Here is a 16,678-nt window from a genome sequence, read left to right on the forward strand (position 1 = left end):
CGCGCGCAGGTGCGTGTCCCGGTTGGTGTACTCGATGAGCGTCTGGTTGATGTCGTAGTTGGCGGGGAGCCAGAGGAAGTCGAAACCGAAGGTCTTGTCGAGGATGGCGAAGTTGGCGATGACGTTGGCGATCATCCAGGCCACGGTCGCGAACACGCCCAGCAGCACCAGGATCTGGATGGCAACGCCGCGTACCGCCTCGTCGTACCACAGGCTGCCCAGGCTGAACGCGGGACCTGGAGGCGGACCGGGTATGTCGTTAGATTGCACCACGCCCGGTAGTCTATACGACAAGAGCCGTATGGTTTACCAGTGTCGCGCGATGGCGGCGCGACACTGGCTCCACACGACTCATGCCGTTGTGAAAACGATCCGGTCTACCGGAACGGCGGGGCGTAGAGCAGTCCGCCGTTCGTCCACTGGGCGTTGAGTCCCCGATCGAGGGCGATGGGGGGCTTCTTGCCGAGGTGCTTCTCGAAGACCTCGCCGTAGTTGCCCACCTGCGCGATGATGTTCACCGCCCAGTCCTTGGACAACCCCAGCCGCTCGCGGCCCTGCAACTCCTCGACACCGAGCAGGCGGTTGACCTCCTTGTTCTTGTTTTCCTTCGCCGCCATCGCCTTCACGTTCTTGGAGGTGACGCCCATCTCCTCGGCCGCGATCATGGCGTTGAGGGACCAGCGCACGATGTCCGCCCACTGGTCGTCGCCGTGCCGCACGAGCGGACCCAGCGGCTCCTTGGAGATGATTTCCGGCAGAACCACGTGGTCGTCCGGGTTGTCGGTGGCGGCGCGGGTGGCCGCCAGACCGGAGCGGTCGGTGGTGTACACGTCGCAGCGGCCGGCCAGGTAGTTGGTGCGCGCCTCGGTGTTGGTCTCGATGGGCACCGGCTCATACTTCATGTTGTTGGCGCGGAAGTAGTCCGCGAGGTTCAACTCCGTGGTGGTGCCGGTCTGGATGCAGACCGAAGCGCCGGCGAGGTCCTTGGCGGACTTGACGCCGAGCTTCTTCGGCGCCATGAAGCCCTGGCCGTCGTAGTAGTTGATGCCCACGAAGGTGAGCTGCAGGTCCACGTCCCGGCTGAAGGTCCAGGTCGTGTTGCGCGACAGCATGTCGATCTCGGCCGAACGCAGCGCGGTGAAACGCGTCTTGCCGGTGAGGTTCTTGTACTTGAGTTTGTTGGCGTCGCCGAATACCGCGGCGGCCACCGCCCGGCACACGTCGACGTCGAAGCCCTTCCACACGCCCTTGTCGTCCGGCGCGGCAAAACCCACCAAGCCGGTGTTGATGCCGCAGATCAGTTCGCCGCGCTGGCGGACGTCGTCCAAGGTCCCCGCCGATGCGAGGGAGACGGCCATCGCCAAACCGACCGCGGCCGCGACGCTGCTGGTAACTACACGTGACAGAATTCTCATGAGTATCCTCCTTGTCAGCGGAAAGTTGGCATATAGTAAGCCGATCACATATTGTTGAACAACCGGTTTATTTGAAGCCGGGAAAAAACTATGAAAAAAGCAACGATCCGCGGCATGTCCGGTCCTTTCGACCCCCAACGTTCGCCCTTTAACGGCGTTCCTCCGGGATCAGCCCCCGCGGAGCGAAGCGCAGCACCAGCAGGAGCACCACCCCCATCACCACCAGACGCATGTGGGCGGCGCTGTCCATGAGGTGGATGCGAAGCGGGTTGTCCGCGCCCAGGGGGGAGGTCAGCAAGTCCATCAGCCAGAGGCCCAGGGGCTCGGCTTCCACCCAGACGTACCACACCAGGAAACCGCCGAGGACGGCGCCCCAGTTGTTGCCGGAGCCGCCGACGATGACCATGACCCAGATGAGGAAGGTAAAGCGCAACGGGTGGTAGGTGGTGGGCGTGAACTGCCCGTCCAGGGTGACGAGCATGGCGCCGGCGATGCCCACCACGGCCGAGCCCAGCACGAACACTTGCAGGTGCCGCGCCGTGACGTCCTTGCCCATGGCCTCGGCCGCGGTCTCGTTGTCCCTGATGGCGCGCATCATGCGTCCCCAAGGCGCTCGCAGCGCCGCCTCGGAGAGCCACATCAGCACCAGCAGCACCAGCGCGAAGAGACCCGCGTAGGAAAGCTTCACCACGATGGAAGACAGCTCCACCGGAGATGCGCCGAGGCTTTCCGCCCATTCCCGGAACCATACGGCGGCTTGAAGGTCCACCTCGTAAGGCACCGGCCGGGGCAGGCCGGTGACGTTCTTCACGCCCCGCGCCAGCCATTCCTCGTACTTGAGAAAGGCGACGATGATCTCGGAGATTCCCAGGGTAGCGATGGCGAGATAGTCGGCGCGCAGCCCGAGGCTGATCTTGCCCGCGGCCCAGGCCGCGCCCGCGGCCAGCGCGCCGCCCACGAACCACGACAGGACGACGGGCAGGCCGAAGCCGCCGAGGTAGCCGGTGCGCGACGGGTCCACCGCCTCGATGGCACGTACCGCGGGCTCGAACAGCGCCCGGGCCGCGAAGTAGCCGGCCGCCACCACCAGCGCCACCGCCAGCCTGCGGTAGGGCGGCCGCCGCACCCTGCGGTGGACCAGCACCGCGGCCGCGATGGTGACGAGCGCCAGCGCCAGGGCCAGCACCACGCCCGCGCCGCCCGCCTGCCACGCCGCCCCCACCGGCGGCATGGTCACCAGCACCCCCGCCAGTCCGCCCATGGCGGTGAAGCCCATGACCCCGGCGTTGAACAGACCGGCATAGCCCCACTGGATGTTCACCCCCAGCGTCATGACGGCCGAGATCAGGCACAGGTTCAGGATCGTCAGCGCCAGGGGCCAGCTCTGGCCGGCGCCCACGAGGCAGATGAGCGCCGCCATGGCGATGAACAGCAGCGTCTTTCCCGGGGTCCGCAGCGCCCGAACGGCGCGGACGGAAAGGGGCGCGGAAGCGTCGCTCATGACGACTTCCCGCTGAAGATTCCGGTGGGCTTCACCAGCAGCACGACCACCAGGATGAAGAAAGACACAGCGAACTTGTAATCGGTGGAGAGGAACTGCACCAGGCCGTCGGGGCGCCAACCCTCCGGCCCCAGGTACGCCAGGAATTTCCGGTAGGGGTAGGTCAGAAACACCTCGGAGAAGGCCACCACGAAGCCGCCGACGATTGCGCCCAGGGGATTGCCCAGGCCGCCGACGATGGCCGCGGCGAAGATGGGCAGGAGTAGCTGCAGAAAGGTGAACGGCTTGAAGCTTTTGTCCAGGCCGTACAGGGTCCCCGCCACGGCCGCGAGACAGCCGACGATGAGCCAGGTCACCGCCACCACCCGTTCGGGGTTGATGCCGGACAGCAGGGCCAGGTCCTCGTTGTCCGAGAAGGCGCGCATGGACTTGCCGGTGCGGGTCCTCTCCAGGAACCAGAAGAGCGCCGCCACCAGCACCACCGCCACCACCACGCTGAGCGTCTGGGTGGTCTTGATGGCGAGGCCCTCGGACAACCCGCTCCAGGCCCTGAACTCCCGCACCGTGAACAGGAAGCGGGCGCCGTCCGTGAAGACCCGGTCGGCCGGTCCGATGACGAAGCGGATGATTCCGTTGAGGACGAACATGACCCCCACCGACACCACCAGCAGCAGCACCGGCTGCGCCCGGCTGCGCCGGTAGAAGCGGAAGACCCAGCGGTCCGTCAGCAGGCACAGCGCGGCGGTGGCCGCCATGCCCGCGGGCAGCGCCAGCAGCGCCGTGGGCAGCGGCCCGAGGGTCACGCCCCCGTACTGCAGCAGCCAGGTGAACAGGACGGTGACCATGGCGCCGAAGGCCATGATCTCGCCGTGGGCGAAGTTGGAGAAGCGCAGGACGCCGTACACCAGCGTGACCCCCATGGCGCCGAGGGCGAGCTGGCAGCCGTAGGCGGTGGCGGGAATCACCAGGAAGTTGGTGACCAGGACGATCGCGTTGACGATGTCTTCCAATGGGTCACCCCCCGAGAAACGATTGCCGGACCTCGGCGTTGGCCAGCAGCATCTTTCCGGTGCCGGTGAAGCGGTTGCGGCCCTGCACCAGGACGTAGCCCTTGTCCGCCAGTTCCAGGGCCTGGCGCGCGTTCTGTTCCACGATCAGCACGGCGACGCCGCTCTGGGCGATGTCGAGAATGCGTTCGAATAGCTCGTGGGTGACGATGGGCGAAACCCCGGCGCTGGGCTCGTCGAGCATGAGCGCCCGCGGCCGGTTCATCAGCGCGCGGCCGATGGCCACCTGCTGGCGCTGGCCGCCGGACAACTCACCGGCGGGCTGCCGGCGCTTGTCCTTCAGCGCCGGGAACAGGCCGTAGACCTCGTCCAGGGTGCCGGCGATGTCGTCGGTGCGGACGAACGCGCCCATCTCCAGGTTCTCCTGCACCGTCAGCGAGCGGAACACGTTGTCGGTCTGCGGCACGAACCCCATGCCCTTGCGCGCCCGCGCCTGCGGCGCCAGCGCGGTGATGTCCTCGCCGGCGAGGCGCACCGACCCCGAGCGAAGCGTCAGCATGCCGAAGAGCGCGCGCATGGCCGTGGACTTGCCGGCGCCGTTGGGACCCACCACCACGGTGATCTCGCCGCGCTCCGCGGCGATGGCGCAACCCCGGAGGATGTCCGGGCCGCCATAGCCGCCGACGAGGTCCGCGCCGGTCAGAAAGCTCACAAGCGTCGCTCCTCGCGCGTCACCAACCCGCGGCCGAGATAGGCCTCGATGACCCGCTCGTCGGATTGCACCTCCGGAAAGGACCCTTGGGTCAGCACCCTTCCCTCGGCCATGACGATGACCGGATCGCACAGGAGCGAGATCAGCTCCATGTCGTGCTCGATGATGCAGAAGGTGTAACCGTGGTGCAGGTTGAGGCGCAGGATGGCGCCGGCGATGTCCTTGAGGAGGGTGCGGTTGACCCCCGCGCCCACCTCGTCGAGCAGCACCAAGCGCGGCTCCGCCATCATGGTGCGCCCCAGTTCCAACAGCTTCTTCTGTCCGCCGGAAAGGTTGCCGGCCAACTCCCCCGCCACGCCCTCGAGCTTCAGGAACTCGATGACCTCGTCGGCGCGGGCGCCGTTGGCGGATTCCTGGGCACGGATACGGCCCGGCCTGAGCCACACGTCCAGCAGGCTCTCGCCGGACTGGCCGGCCGGCACCGTCATGAGGTTCTCGCGTACGGTCAGCGTGGAGAACTCGTGGGCGATCTGGAACGTGCGCAGGACGCCCTTGGCGAAGAGCTCGTGGGGCGCGAGCCCGGTGATGTCCTCGCCCTCGAGGTAGACTCTTCCGGATGTTGGCTTATGGACGCCCGCGATGACGTTGAAGAGGGTTGTCTTGCCGGCGCCGTTGGGTCCGATGAGCCCGGTGATGGCTCCTTGCTCAAGTTCCAGCGAGGCGCCGTCCACGGCTCGGATGCCGCCGAAGTGCATGTGCAGGTTCTCTACGGCGATCATCGGCGCGATGTGTCCCGACGAGCTATGCCACTGCGCACGGATTCACAACGAAAAGGCGGACGGGTCTTCGACCCGTCCGCCTTCTTTACCCCATTCGCGCGCTCGCAGGCAAGGATCAATGAAGCCTGCCGGCACTCGTATCGGTGCGTCTACCGGAACTTGACTGTCGTGATCTTGCCGCCCTTGACGACGATCTGGCGGTAGTTGCCGGCGCTCTCGCCCGGGCCGATCAGTTCCACCGCCGAGGCGCCGACGTAGTCCACGTCACCGCCGCCGGCGATGATCTTGAGCGCCTTGGCCAGCTCACCCGGATAGATCTTCTCGCCCGGGGCGTTGGCCACCATCAAGACCTTGTCCTTGAGCTTGCCGCTCTCGGCCGACTTCGCCGCCTGCATGGCCAGCATGATCAGGGCGGCCGCGTCATACGATTCGCCCACGAAGGGACTGTCCGATTTCACATTGGCCGCCTTGGCGATCTCGTCGAGCTTGGTTTTCCCCGGACTGTCGGTGCCTGGATGGGCGCCGATGGCGCCTTCGAGGTCCTTGCCGATGGCTTTGGTCAAGGAATCGCTGATCATGCCGTCAGGCAGATAGAACTTGTCGAAAGCGCCGGTGTCGAGGGCGCCCTGGATGATGCCCTTGCCGCCCTGGTCGGCGTAACCGGCCACGATCAGGATGTCGCCGCCCGCCGCGGCCAGTGCCGCCACCTCCGCGCTGTAGTCGCCCTTGCCGTCCTCGTGGGGGGCCGAGATCGTAATCTTGCCGCCGCCCTTCTTCACGTTGGCGGCGATGCTGTCCGCCAGACCCTTGCCGTAGTCGTTGTTGGTGTAGGTCAGCGCGGCCTCCTTGATCCCCATGTCCTTCAGGATGTCCGCGACGATCGCGCCCTGGCGGGCGTCGGACGGCGCGGTGCGGAAGAAGAGGCCGTTGTCCTCGATGGTGGACAGTGCCGGGGAGGTGGCCGACGGCGAGATCATCACGATACCGTTGGGCTTGGCCACGTTCCCGAGCATGGCGATGGTGACGCCCGAACAGTCGCCGCCGACGATGGCGTTGACCTTGTCCGAGGTGACGATGCGCTCGGTCGCCGCGGATCCGGCCGCGGCGTCGCCGCAGGTGGAATCGGCGCGTACGGAAATCACCTTGGCGCCGCCAAGCAACGCGCCGCTGTCACTGACCTCCTTCATGGCAAGCTCGGCGCCCGCCGCCATTTGGGGTGTCAGCGATTCGATGGGTCCGGTGTATCCGAAAACCACGCCCAGCTTGACGTCGGCGGCGTAGAGCGCGCCAGCGTTCATGACAATGAACAGAATAGCAACAATCAGCCTTTTCATGACGACCTCCTTGGTTGGGAACCGCATGTCGGCAAGACCTTAGCCGAGTTGTCTACTGTTTTGCAATAGCTGTCTGCAAATGAGAGGATCCAACGAGAAAGAATAGGCAAACTTTTTGTAATCGTTACAGTTCTGCCGGCACCGAGACCGTTTGATAATGAAATGGGTCGATCAGCCATGAGTTCCTGGACGGCGGTGGCAGGCATCGTCACGCGCCTCAGTCGGCCAGTTGCTTGACCCCGTTCAGCGCGGCGATCTTGTAGGCCTCTCCCATGGTGGGAAAGTTGAAGACGTTGTCGATGAAGTAGTCGATGGTGCCGTTGAAGCTCATCACCGCCTGGCCGATGTGGATCAGCTCGCACGCTTGGTCGCCGATGATGTGTACGCCCAGCAGGTGTCCGCCGTTGGGCTCGAACAGGAGGGTCAGCATGCCGTGGGGGTCCCCGATGATGCCGGCCTTGGTCACCTCGTCGTAGGTGGCCACGCCCTTGGCGTAGGGCATGCCCCTGGCGTCCAGCTCGACCTGGGTATAGCCGATCATGGCGATCTCGGGGATGGTGTAGACGCACATGGGGAAGAGCGCGCGGCGTCCGCCCGCCCGGCGCCCGAGGGCGTAGCTCGCGGCCATGCGGCCCTGCTCGCTGCTGGTGGAGGCCAGCGCCGGGAAGCCGATGACGTCGCCGGCGGCATAGATGCTGGGGATCGACGTCTGGAAGAGCTCGTTGACCTTGATGAGTCCGTACTCGGTGGTCTCCACTCCCACGTCTTCCAACCCCAGGACCTTGGATGCCACCTCGCGCCCGCTGGCCACGATCACCGCGTCGGTCTCCAGCGTCCGGCCGTCGGCGAGAGCCACGCGCGCCCTTTCCTCCGATCCCGGGATGCGCTCGATCTTCTCGTACCAGGAGTTCCAGACGAACTCGACGCCCGAATCCTCCATGCGCCGAATGAGCAGATCGACCAGTGACTCTTCCGCGAAGGTGAGGAAGGAATGGTCCCGCTGGATCAGCGACACCTTGCACCCCAGCACCGCGAAGGCCGAGCCGTATTCCGCCCCGATGACCCCGGCCCCCACGACCACCAGCGATTCGGGCAGGGACTTGCGCTTGAACTCCAGGGTAAACACCGAGTCGGAATCGTAGATGACCTCGTTGTCCACCGGAATGTCGGGAACGAAACGCGGCGTCGATCCGGAGGCGATGATGATCTTCCCCGCCTTCAGGGTGATGGCCTCCATGGGGTTCTTGAGCAGCCATGCGTGCACCGAGTCGGGGGCCTCCACGGTGGCGTGATAACCGCGGTAGATGTCGATGCGGTCCTGATCGCGGTAGGCTTGAAGCTGCTCTTCCATCATCGCGACGCGCCGTTCCACCACCTTGCGCACGCGCACGAACAGGTCCGACAGGGTGATGTCCTTCTTCTGGGTGAAGTCGGTGCCGTAGAACTGGCGCTGGCGCACTCCGCGCAGGTAGAGGATGGCCTCGCGCAGGGTCTTGCTGGGGATGGTGCCCGAAAGGAGGGTGATCCCGCCCAGGGTCTCCCGACGCTCCAGGATGGCGACCCGGGCGCCCATCTCGCACGCCTGGATGGCGGCCGTGAAGCCCGCGGGACCGCTGCCGATGACGATGACGTCGTAGTCGAAAGACTGCATGAGGTCTTGTCTCGCTCGGGCCTGTTACGTGAGTCTTATGGAACAACCGTTTTTGTTCGATGCGTTAGCGGATCGTCGGAGAATCCATAGCAGATTGGACGCGGAAAAGTCACGCACGGCGTGACGCAGGACGCTAGGCTTCGCTCAAGGCGCGGTAGACCAGCATGATCCCGGTGCCGATCAGCAGCGCCAGGATGGCCCGGTTGAACGTTTTCTGCGGGACCCGGTCCTGAACGCGCAGGCCCACGTAGAAGCTCGCCAGAATGAACCCGGTGACGAAGAGCGACAGCTTCAGCGCCTCGACCGTGAACAGGCCCCACGTGGAGATGGCGACCACCTGCCAGAACTTCGCCATGATGAACGCGGTGGAGATGGCCTTGACGAAGTCGGCCTTGTCCAGGCGCAGGCCATGGAGGTAAACCGCCATGACGGGCCCCATGGTGTTGGTGAGGCCCAGGCAGAGCCCCCCGGCGAACCCCATCACCGGCGACATGAACCGCTCCGCGCGCGGCGGCGTGGTCAGCGTGAAGGCGAACAGGCCCGATGCCGCGAACACCACCACCACGCTCCCCAGGATGAGGTTCAGCGCCCACAACGGGAGCTGGGTCAGCTCCCAGGTGCCGAGGAACACGCCCGCCAGCGCGAACAGGAACATGGACGAGAAGCGCCGGAACATCTCGGTGGGAATGCCCCGGCGGAAGATCTGGCTCAGGTCCATGACCACGCTGGGGATCAGCAGCACGACGATGGCCATGCGGATGTCGAGCAGCAGGGTCAGCATGGGCGTGGCGATGAGGGGGAACCCCATGCCGGTGGCGCCCTTGACGAAGCCGGCGAAGAAGATGGCGGCGGCTACCAGGACCAGAGTCCCGTCAAGCTCCACGGATCACGCTCCGGAGCCCGGAAGAGCTCGGTCCGCGACGGCCCGCCTTCCGGACCGCCGCGCCGCCGGCCGGTCGGCAATGGTGGCCTGCGTGGCGGTGGATCCCTGTAGGGGTGGCCCGCCGGGCGCCCCTGCCCGCGTTACGATTACAAGGGTCGGGCAGGTCACTCGGGCTTCCATCGCTTCTGTACGTCCTGCAACCGCTCGCCCCGCGCCACGGACACGGCGCGCTCGTCCAGCTTGGCGCCGATCCGGTAGTGCTCGCCCTGGACGGCCAACGCCGCTTCGTCGTCCAGCTCCGCCGGCCACAAGCCGAGGGAGTAGCCGTGCCACGGGTTGCCGTACTGGAGCTCCGGCATCCCCAGCTCATCCCACAGCTTGCGCGCCCGTTCCATGTATTCCCGGGTGGGCAGCGACACCGGCGGGAACTCCGCCTTCTTGGTGGCGTCGATGAGCAGCGACGAGTCCTCGCTGTCGTAGTCGCCGGGATGGCCGTGCACGCGCACCAGGTTGATGGGCGAGTGCACGGTCTGGCGGCCTTCGATGATGCGCACGTCGCGGTGCGGCTGGGAGCGGTGGCAGATGGCCCAGTTGACCGCGGCGAAGTTCTCCGGGTCGATGTCGTCGTCCACGGCGATGACCACCTTGCCGAGGTCGTAGCGGAAGCCCAGCACCGCCATCATGGCCTGCCAGGGATCGAGCTTGTGGGTCTTGCGCATCTGCACCACCACGAACTGGCGCAGGTTCACCAGCGGCTCGTGCATGCCCACTCGCACCACGCTCTTGAGGTTGCAGTGGTTGCGCAGGTGGTCCAGCACCAGCGATTCCCAGCCCCGGTGCTTGATCTTGCTGCTCTCGCTCGGCGTCACTTGGCTGAGGACCCCCACGTAGTGGGGATTCTTCCGGTGGGTGATGCAGGTCACCTCGAACACCGGGCTCAGGCTGCGCGGGTCCATGTAGCCGTGGGACTCGCCGAAGGGGCCCTCGGGCTCCAGCACGTCGGTGCGGATGTAGCCTTCGATGACGATCTCCGCGTCGGCGGGCACCTCCAGGTCCACGGTCTCGCACTTCACCAGCGGCATGGGCCGCCCCAGGATGGCGCCCGCGACTCCCAGCTCGTCCACGCCGTAGGCGATCTTCTGCACCGCCACGTAGGAAAGGCACGGCACCGCGCCGATGACGCCGGCGGCGGGCAGCGGCTGCCCCAGGGCGCTGGCCTTGTTCCAGTGGACGGCCAGGTCCTGTTGCCCGCTGATCAGGTAGACGCCGGTCTTGGTGGGGGACTTGATCTGGCCGCGGTAGTTGCCGACGTTGCGGATGCCGGTCTCCGGGTCCTTGGTGATCCAGTGGCATGCGGTGAAGTACGGCCCGTTGTCGAAGCCCGGCGTCGAGATGGGCACCGGGAACTCCGCCAGCCCGCCGTGCTCCAGCAGGCCCTCGCCCACGTGGATCTCCTCCTTGACCGGCCCGGTGTCCACCAGTTCCGGCGCCAGCGGCGCGGCCACCGCCGCGGACCACTTCTCGAAGCTCTTGCCGGGCTCGCAGCCCATGCCCAGGGCGTAGATGGCCTCGTTGGAAGCCAGCGCCCCCAGCACCACCGGGGTCTCGTAGCGCCGCCCCTTGGCGTCCACCACGTTGTCGAACAGGAACGCCTTGCGCTGGTGGTCCGGCAACCCCAGGAACTGCCAGCGCACCAGCGGATGCAACTCCGTATCCTTGTCCACCGGTGCCGCCACCCGCATCAGCAGGCCCTGGCGCTCCAGCAGCTCGAGATATTCCCGGAGGTCCTGATACATGGGGTCCTCTCCCGCGTCACCGCCTGGTGACCCGGCTTGCAATGCAGGCGGTCAACGCCCCTTGTAGCTCGGCTTGCGTTTCTCGCTGAAGGCCCGCGGCCCTTCGGCGGCGTCCTCGGTTCCACCCACCATGGCGCGGAACCCCGCCTCGAAGCGGATGGCGTCGGCCAGCGGCATGTCGAGGCCGCGCAGCACCACCTCCTTGAGCGCCTGCAGCGCCAGCGGCGGGCCGTCGGCGATGGATCGGGCCAGCTTCTCGGCCGCTGGCAGCAGTTCGTCCCGCGCCACGACCCGGTTCACCAGGCCGCAGCGGAACGCCTCGTCCGCGGAGATGGACTCGCCGGTGTAGAGCATCTCCAGGGCCATGCCCAGCGGCATGAGGCGGGGCAGCCGCACGGTGCCGGAGCTGCCCGGGAAGAACCCCCGCTTGATCTCGGGCAACCCGAAGACGGCGTCCTCGCTGCAGATGCGGATGTCGCAGGACAGGGCGATCTCGAAGCCCCCGGCCAGGCAGTACCCGTGGACCGCGGCGATCATGGGTTTCCACACCGGTTCCCGCCGCCCCGGATCGCGCGCCAGCGCCGAGGTCCAGAACTCCCGCGCCCGCGGGTCGCCCGCCACGGCCCGCTCCTTCAGGTCCATGCCGGTGGAGAACGCCCGGTCGCCGGCGCCGCTCACCACCGCCACCCGAAGCGCCGGGTCCGCCGCGAACGCGTCCCACACCCGACCCAGCTCCGCCCACATCTCCTCGTTCATGGCGTTGAGCCGCTCGGGCCGGTTCAGCGTGATGAAGGCGATGCCGTTCCGGTTTTCGAGATCGATGTGGGATGCCACGGCGGGGTTCCCTCGCGGTATCAGTCGATGAACTTCGCCAGGGTCTCGCCCCAGATCGCCTTGGTCGCGTCGAGGCTGATGTTGCCCGCGGCGATGTCCTGGATACGCGCCTCGTCGATGGGGTAGCTGAACTGCTCGTTGCGCATGCGCAGGCGCTGCATGCCCCGCTCCACCATGAGCTCCCGGGCGCCGTCCACCGCCTCTTGCGTGGTGAAGGCGTCGGCGATCTCGTAGATGTTGGCCGGGCCGTGGCCGCGCTCGTCGTCCAGCACCACCGCGAAGGCCGCGGCCAGGCGGTCGTTGAGCTCGCTGCCGCTCAACCGGGTGGCGGCGTAGAACAGGCCGCAGCTTCCGCCTTCCAGCAGGCCCTGGGAGTTGATCAGCCGGGCCCAGGGCTCCTGGCGCGCCTCCTGTTCCCGGAATACCTCGGCCAAACGCACCCACTCCTTCATGTCGGGCAGCGACGGGTCCGGGTTCCAGCGGTTGTAGCGGCGCACCACCTCCTTGATGTCCACCGGCTCGCCGGTGAGCCACTCGATGATGTCGACGCAGTAGTTGCCGTGGTTGAGCTCCTGCTTGGTGCGCCAGAGGTTCTCCTCGAGCCAGTGCCGGTCCACGTCGCCGCCCCATTTGTCGACCCAGTACTGGTTCGCCTTGCCGAGGTCGCTGCCCACCTTGTCGACGATCTCCTTGAGGCCCGTGAAGGTGCTCTCGATCTCGCGGCCGGCCTGCTTGGTGAGCCAGATGACTTCCTTGTCGCGGTCGCGCTGGTCCCAGTTGAAGTAGACGTCCGCGATCTCCGCCTCGCCCGCGGCGAAGATGGCCGACACCCGCGCCAGTTCCCGCGTGGCCCGTTCCGTGAAGCCGTTCCCTGCGTCGCTCATGTGCTGTCTCCTCCTGTGCGTTGTTGCCGTTCCCGTACCGCCCGCCAGATGTTCTCCGGCTTGAGCGGCAGACTCATGATCTTGACTCCCAGGGGCGCCAGCGCGTCCTCGATGGCGCTGGCCAGCACCACCGGCGGGCCGATGGCGCCGATCTCGCCTACCCCCTTGAAACCGCCCGGAGTGAAAGGCGCCGGAGTGACCATGTGATGGATCTCCAGGTCCGGCATCTCCGCGGCGGACGGAATCAGGTAATCGGCGAAGGTGCCGGACAGGAGCTGGCCCTGTTCGTCATACACCAGCTCTTCGAGAAACGCGCCCCCCAAGCCGTGGGAGATGGCGCCGGTGATCTGGGTGTCCACGATCATGGGATTCACCAGGTTGCCGGAGTCGTCGACGGTCAGATACTTGAGGATGGTGGTCTCGCCGGTGCCGGGATCCACCTCCACGTAGGCCACGTGGACGGCGTAGGGGAAGGTGGAGAAGTTCGACGTCCGGCCCTTGGCGTCGGGCTCGAAGCTGGTGTTGGGGTTGATGAAGTAGTGGGTGTCGTGGAGGCCCGGGTCCATGTTCCCGGGCAGCCGGTTGATGGAGTAGTAGGCGATGTTGGCCACTTCCTTGATGGTCATCCCGGCGCCCGTCCGCTCCCGGTCCAGCACCATGCCGCCCGCGCATTCGAGCGCGTCGGGATGGGTGCGCAGCACGTGCGCGGCGATGGCGAGGATCTTCCGGCGCACCGCCTCGCACGCCTTCATGGCGGCGGAGGTGGTCACGGTGGAGAACCGGCTGGCGTAGGAGCCGCTGGAAGAAGACACCAGCGCGCTGTCCCCCTCGAACACCTGCACGTCCTCGAAACGCACGCCCAGCCCGTCGGCCACCACCTGGGACAGGGTGGTCTTGTGGCTCATGCTCATGTTCATGTCGCCCGAGAACACCCAGGCCTTGCCCACCGGGTCCACCCGCACCGTCACGGTCTCGTAGCCCGCGTTGTAGGCGTTGGGGCGGAGCGAGCTCAAGGGCTCCAGCATGAACGCCAGGCCGACGCCGCGGTAGCGGCCCTGCCGGCGGCTCCGCTCCCGGTCCGCCAGGAGGCCGGCGTAGTCCGACTTCTCCAGCGCCATGCGCAGGCACGCCGGGTAGTCGCCGCTGTCGTAGGTGGAGCCGGTGACGCAGGTGTAGGGGAACTCGTGGGGCTGCACCAGGTTGCGCCGGCGGATCTCGTCCTTGCCCAGGCCCAGTTCCAGGGCGGCCCGGTCCATGACCCGCTCCATGATGAAGTTGGACTCGGCCTTGCCGTTGGCCCGGTGGGGGCCGGCGGCGGTCTTGTTGGTGACCACGCCGTAGGACGCGGTGGCGTAGTTCTCGACGCGGTAGGGCCCGGGAATGAAGTTGGCGGTGACGAAGGCCAGGGAGGTGCCGCCGCTGGGGTAGGCGGCGCCGAGGTCGACGATGACCTTGGTCTTGAGGGCGGTGATGCGGCCGGACTCGTCGAACCCTGCTTCCGCGTAGTCCACCTGGGCGCGGGAGTGGTGCGACGCCGCCATGTGCTCGGAGCGGCTCTCGCGCCAACCCACCGGGCGGTCGAGGCGGAGCGAGAGGAGCGGCATCAGCACTTCTTCGGGATAGAAGGCCCACTTGATGCCGAAGCCCCCGCCCATGTCCGGCGAGATCACGCGGATCTTGAGGTCCCCCCGGCCCAGGGTGTCCAACACGAGGTTCGGGAGCGCGTGCGGTACCTGGGTCGAGGACCACAGCGTCAGCAGGTTGTCCCGCTGGTCCACGCTGGCGATGACGCCGCGCGTTTCCATCGGCGTTCCGGTGTAGCGGTGCTGCACGATGCGCTCGCGCACCACCACCGCGGACGATTTGAGCAGATCGTCCACCGGCCCCTCGCTGAAGCGGAATTCGTACTGGACGTTGTCCGGCCACTCCTCGTAGAGCCGGACGGACCCCTGCTCCAGCGCGGCCTCCATGTCCACCACCGGCGGCAGCGGCTCGTATTCCACGCGCACCGCCTCGGCCGCGTCCGCGGCCGCGTAGCGGTCCTCGGCCACCACCACCGCGACGGCCTCGCCCGCGTGGCGCACCCGGTCCACCGCCAGACAGTAGTGGTCGGCGAAACGCACCCGCGGGTAGTCGCTGGTGTAGGGGCGCGCGCGGGTGAACGGAAAGGGCGACATGGGGCGCGACAGCCGCCGGATGTCCTCGCCGCTCAGGGCCGCCACCACGCCCGGCTGCGCCAGCGCCTCCGACAGGTCCACCCGGGTCACGCGCGCGTGGGCGTAGGGGCTCCGGTGAATGCAGGCGTGGAGCATCCCGGGGAGGTCGATGTCGGCGATGTAGGTGTTCTTCCCCTGGATCGAGCTGAAGGATTCCTTGCGCTTGATGCTTTTGCCGACGTAGTTGGCCATGGTCCTCAAACAGGTCGTTTCGCGGCGGAAGGAGGCGGTCCCTCCGTCTTGCAGCATGGGACGGACACTACGACTCCATCATCTCCGCCGCGCGCTTCACCGCCTTGATGATGTTCAGATAGCCGGTGCAACGGCACAGATTGCCGGAGTAGGCGCGGCGGATGTCTTCGTCGGACGGATGCGGATTCTCTTCCAGGAACGCCACGGTGGTCATGAGCATGCCCGGCGTGCAGAAGCCGCACTCCAGCGCGTCGCATTCCCAGAACGCCTCCTGGATCGGATGGAGCGCGCCGTTTCGCGCCAGACCCTCCACCGTGCGAATCTCCGCTCCGTGGGCGCGGGGCGCCAGCACTTGGCATGACTTCACGGTGAGCCCGTTCATGAGAACGGTGCAGGCGCCGCAGTTGCCGGTGTCGCACCCCACGTGGGTGCCCTTGAGCCCGGCCTCGTCCCGGATGAGGTCCACCAGCAGCAGGCGCGGCTCCACCTCGAAGGAGTAGTCCTTGCCGTTGATGGTGGTCTTGACGTTGATCCGTTTCATGGTTCGTCGCGAATGACGATTCGGGGAGTTCGTGCCCATTTCATCGCCCATTTGCCTCGCGTAGTTGCCTGCCGGCTCGTTCCCGCGCCTGGGTCAGGGCGCGGGCGACTACGACCGGGGTCATCTCCTTGCGGTACTCCGCCGAGGCGTGGACGTCGCTCACCGGCTCGGCGGCCTTGCCGGCCAGGGCGGCGGCTTGCGCCAGGTCGGCGTCGGTCAGGCGCGTCCCTTGCAGCGATCCTCCCGCGTCCTCGCAGATGAAGGCCGTGGGGCCGGCGGCGCACAGGGCGATGCGCGCGTCCTCACATGTCCCGTCCGGCGCCAGATTCACGAGCGCCGCCGCTCCCACCACCGCGTAGTCGCCGGCGCGGCGCACCATCTTGACGTAGGCGTGTCCGTGGACGCCGTCGGACCGCGGGACATCCACGGACGTTACGATCTCGTCGTCGGCCAGACAGGTCTCGAACGGTCCGGTGAAGAAATCGCGGGCGGCGATGGCGCGGCTTCCGCCGGTCGATTGGGCGTTCAGGGTCGCTCCCAGGGCCAGCGCCGCCGGCGCGAGGTCACCCGAGGGGTCGGCCTGGCTCAGGGCGCCGCCCAGGGTGCCCAGGTTGCGGATGTGGATGTCGCCGATGCTGGCGGCGGCCTCGGCAAGGAGGGGCAGGCGCTGCCCGAGTGTGCGCTCGAGGGTCCGCTCCGTGACCAGCGCGCCGATGCGCACGGTGTCCCCGTCTTCGGTCACGCCGGTCAAATCCCGGATGCCGCCGATGTCGATGATGACCGCCGGACGCACCAGCCGCAGCTTCAGCATCGGCAGGAGCGACTGTCCCCCGGCCATGAGCCGCGCGTCGCCCCCGTGCTCGCGCAGCAGCGCGAGCGCTTCGGGAAGCGAGTCGGGCGCCCGGTACTCAAAGGGCGGAGGAATCATCGGAA

General features: G+C 67.0%; 13 protein-coding genes and 2 pseudogenes. All 15 read right to left on the minus strand.

Features of this window, described 5'->3' with window-relative positions; genetic code table 11:
* On the minus strand, positions 1-294 hold a 294-nt coding region (locus tag OXF11_00630), incomplete at its 3' end, for a hypothetical protein (GenBank protein ID MCY4485612.1).
* Between the two features lie 83 nt (positions 295-377).
* Positions 378-1,358, minus strand: coding sequence for an amino acid ABC transporter substrate-binding protein (locus OXF11_00635; GenBank protein ID MCY4485613.1), 981 nt, complete (start codon positions 1,356-1,358; stop codon positions 378-380).
* A gap of 205 nt (positions 1,359-1,563) precedes the next feature.
* Entirely contained in the window at positions 1,564-2,835 is a 1,272-nt protein-coding gene (locus OXF11_00640; protein ID MCY4485614.1) for a branched-chain amino acid ABC transporter permease, read from the minus strand.
* A gap of 77 nt (positions 2,836-2,912) precedes the next feature.
* A complete protein-coding gene (locus OXF11_00645) occupies positions 2,913-3,926 on the minus strand; it encodes a branched-chain amino acid ABC transporter permease (GenBank protein ID MCY4485615.1) in 1,014 nt (337 codons plus the stop codon).
* A 4-nt stretch (positions 3,927-3,930) separates the two neighbouring features.
* On the minus strand, positions 3,931-4,767 hold the full coding sequence (locus OXF11_00650; protein ID MCY4485616.1) for an ABC transporter ATP-binding protein: 837 nt from the start codon (positions 4,765-4,767) through the stop codon (positions 3,931-3,933).
* Positions 4,659-5,414 (minus strand): annotated as a pseudogene (locus tag OXF11_00655) (ABC transporter ATP-binding protein). The gene OXF11_00650 and the pseudogene OXF11_00655 overlap by 109 nt, the downstream one beginning before the upstream one ends.
* A gap of 149 nt (positions 5,415-5,563) precedes the next feature.
* On the minus strand, positions 5,564-6,748 hold the full coding sequence (locus OXF11_00660) for an ABC transporter substrate-binding protein (protein MCY4485617.1): 1,185 nt from the start codon (positions 6,746-6,748) through the stop codon (positions 5,564-5,566).
* Positions 6,749-6,965: 217 nt separating this feature from the next.
* Positions 6,966-8,405 (minus strand): annotated as a pseudogene (gene sthA, locus OXF11_00665) (Si-specific NAD(P)(+) transhydrogenase).
* A 127-nt stretch (positions 8,406-8,532) separates the two neighbouring features.
* Positions 8,533-9,282 carry a sulfite exporter TauE/SafE family protein gene (locus OXF11_00670; protein MCY4485618.1) on the minus strand — a complete coding sequence of 250 codons (750 nt, stop codon included), beginning with the start codon at positions 9,280-9,282 and terminating at the stop codon, positions 8,533-8,535.
* A gap of 164 nt (positions 9,283-9,446) precedes the next feature.
* Positions 9,447-11,078, minus strand: a complete 1,632-nt coding sequence (locus tag OXF11_00675; protein MCY4485619.1) for a UbiD family decarboxylase — start codon at positions 11,076-11,078, stop codon at positions 9,447-9,449.
* 51 nt (positions 11,079-11,129) lie between these two features.
* A complete protein-coding gene (locus tag OXF11_00680) occupies positions 11,130-11,912 on the minus strand; it encodes an enoyl-CoA hydratase-related protein (protein MCY4485620.1) in 783 nt (260 codons plus the stop codon).
* Positions 11,913-11,932: 20 nt separating this feature from the next.
* On the minus strand, positions 11,933-12,796 hold the full coding sequence (locus OXF11_00685; protein ID MCY4485621.1) for a hypothetical protein: 864 nt from the start codon (positions 12,794-12,796) through the stop codon (positions 11,933-11,935).
* Positions 12,793-15,204 carry a xanthine dehydrogenase family protein molybdopterin-binding subunit gene (locus tag OXF11_00690; GenBank protein MCY4485622.1) on the minus strand — a complete coding sequence of 804 codons (2,412 nt, stop codon included), beginning with the start codon at positions 15,202-15,204 and terminating at the stop codon, positions 12,793-12,795. Before OXF11_00690 ends, OXF11_00685 begins: the two co-directional genes overlap by 4 nt.
* A 67-nt stretch (positions 15,205-15,271) precedes the next feature.
* Positions 15,272-15,745, minus strand: coding sequence for a (2Fe-2S)-binding protein (locus tag OXF11_00695; GenBank protein MCY4485623.1), 474 nt, complete (start codon positions 15,743-15,745; stop codon positions 15,272-15,274).
* A gap of 40 nt (positions 15,746-15,785) precedes the next feature.
* Positions 15,786-16,673, minus strand: coding sequence for a xanthine dehydrogenase family protein subunit M (locus OXF11_00700; GenBank protein ID MCY4485624.1), 888 nt, complete (start codon positions 16,671-16,673; stop codon positions 15,786-15,788).
* Positions 16,674-16,678 lie beyond the last annotated feature (5 nt).

The sequence above is a fragment of the Deltaproteobacteria bacterium genome, from assembly GCA_026712905.1.
GTDB lineage: Bacteria > Desulfobacterota > Binatia > UBA9968 > JAJDTQ01 > JAJDTQ01.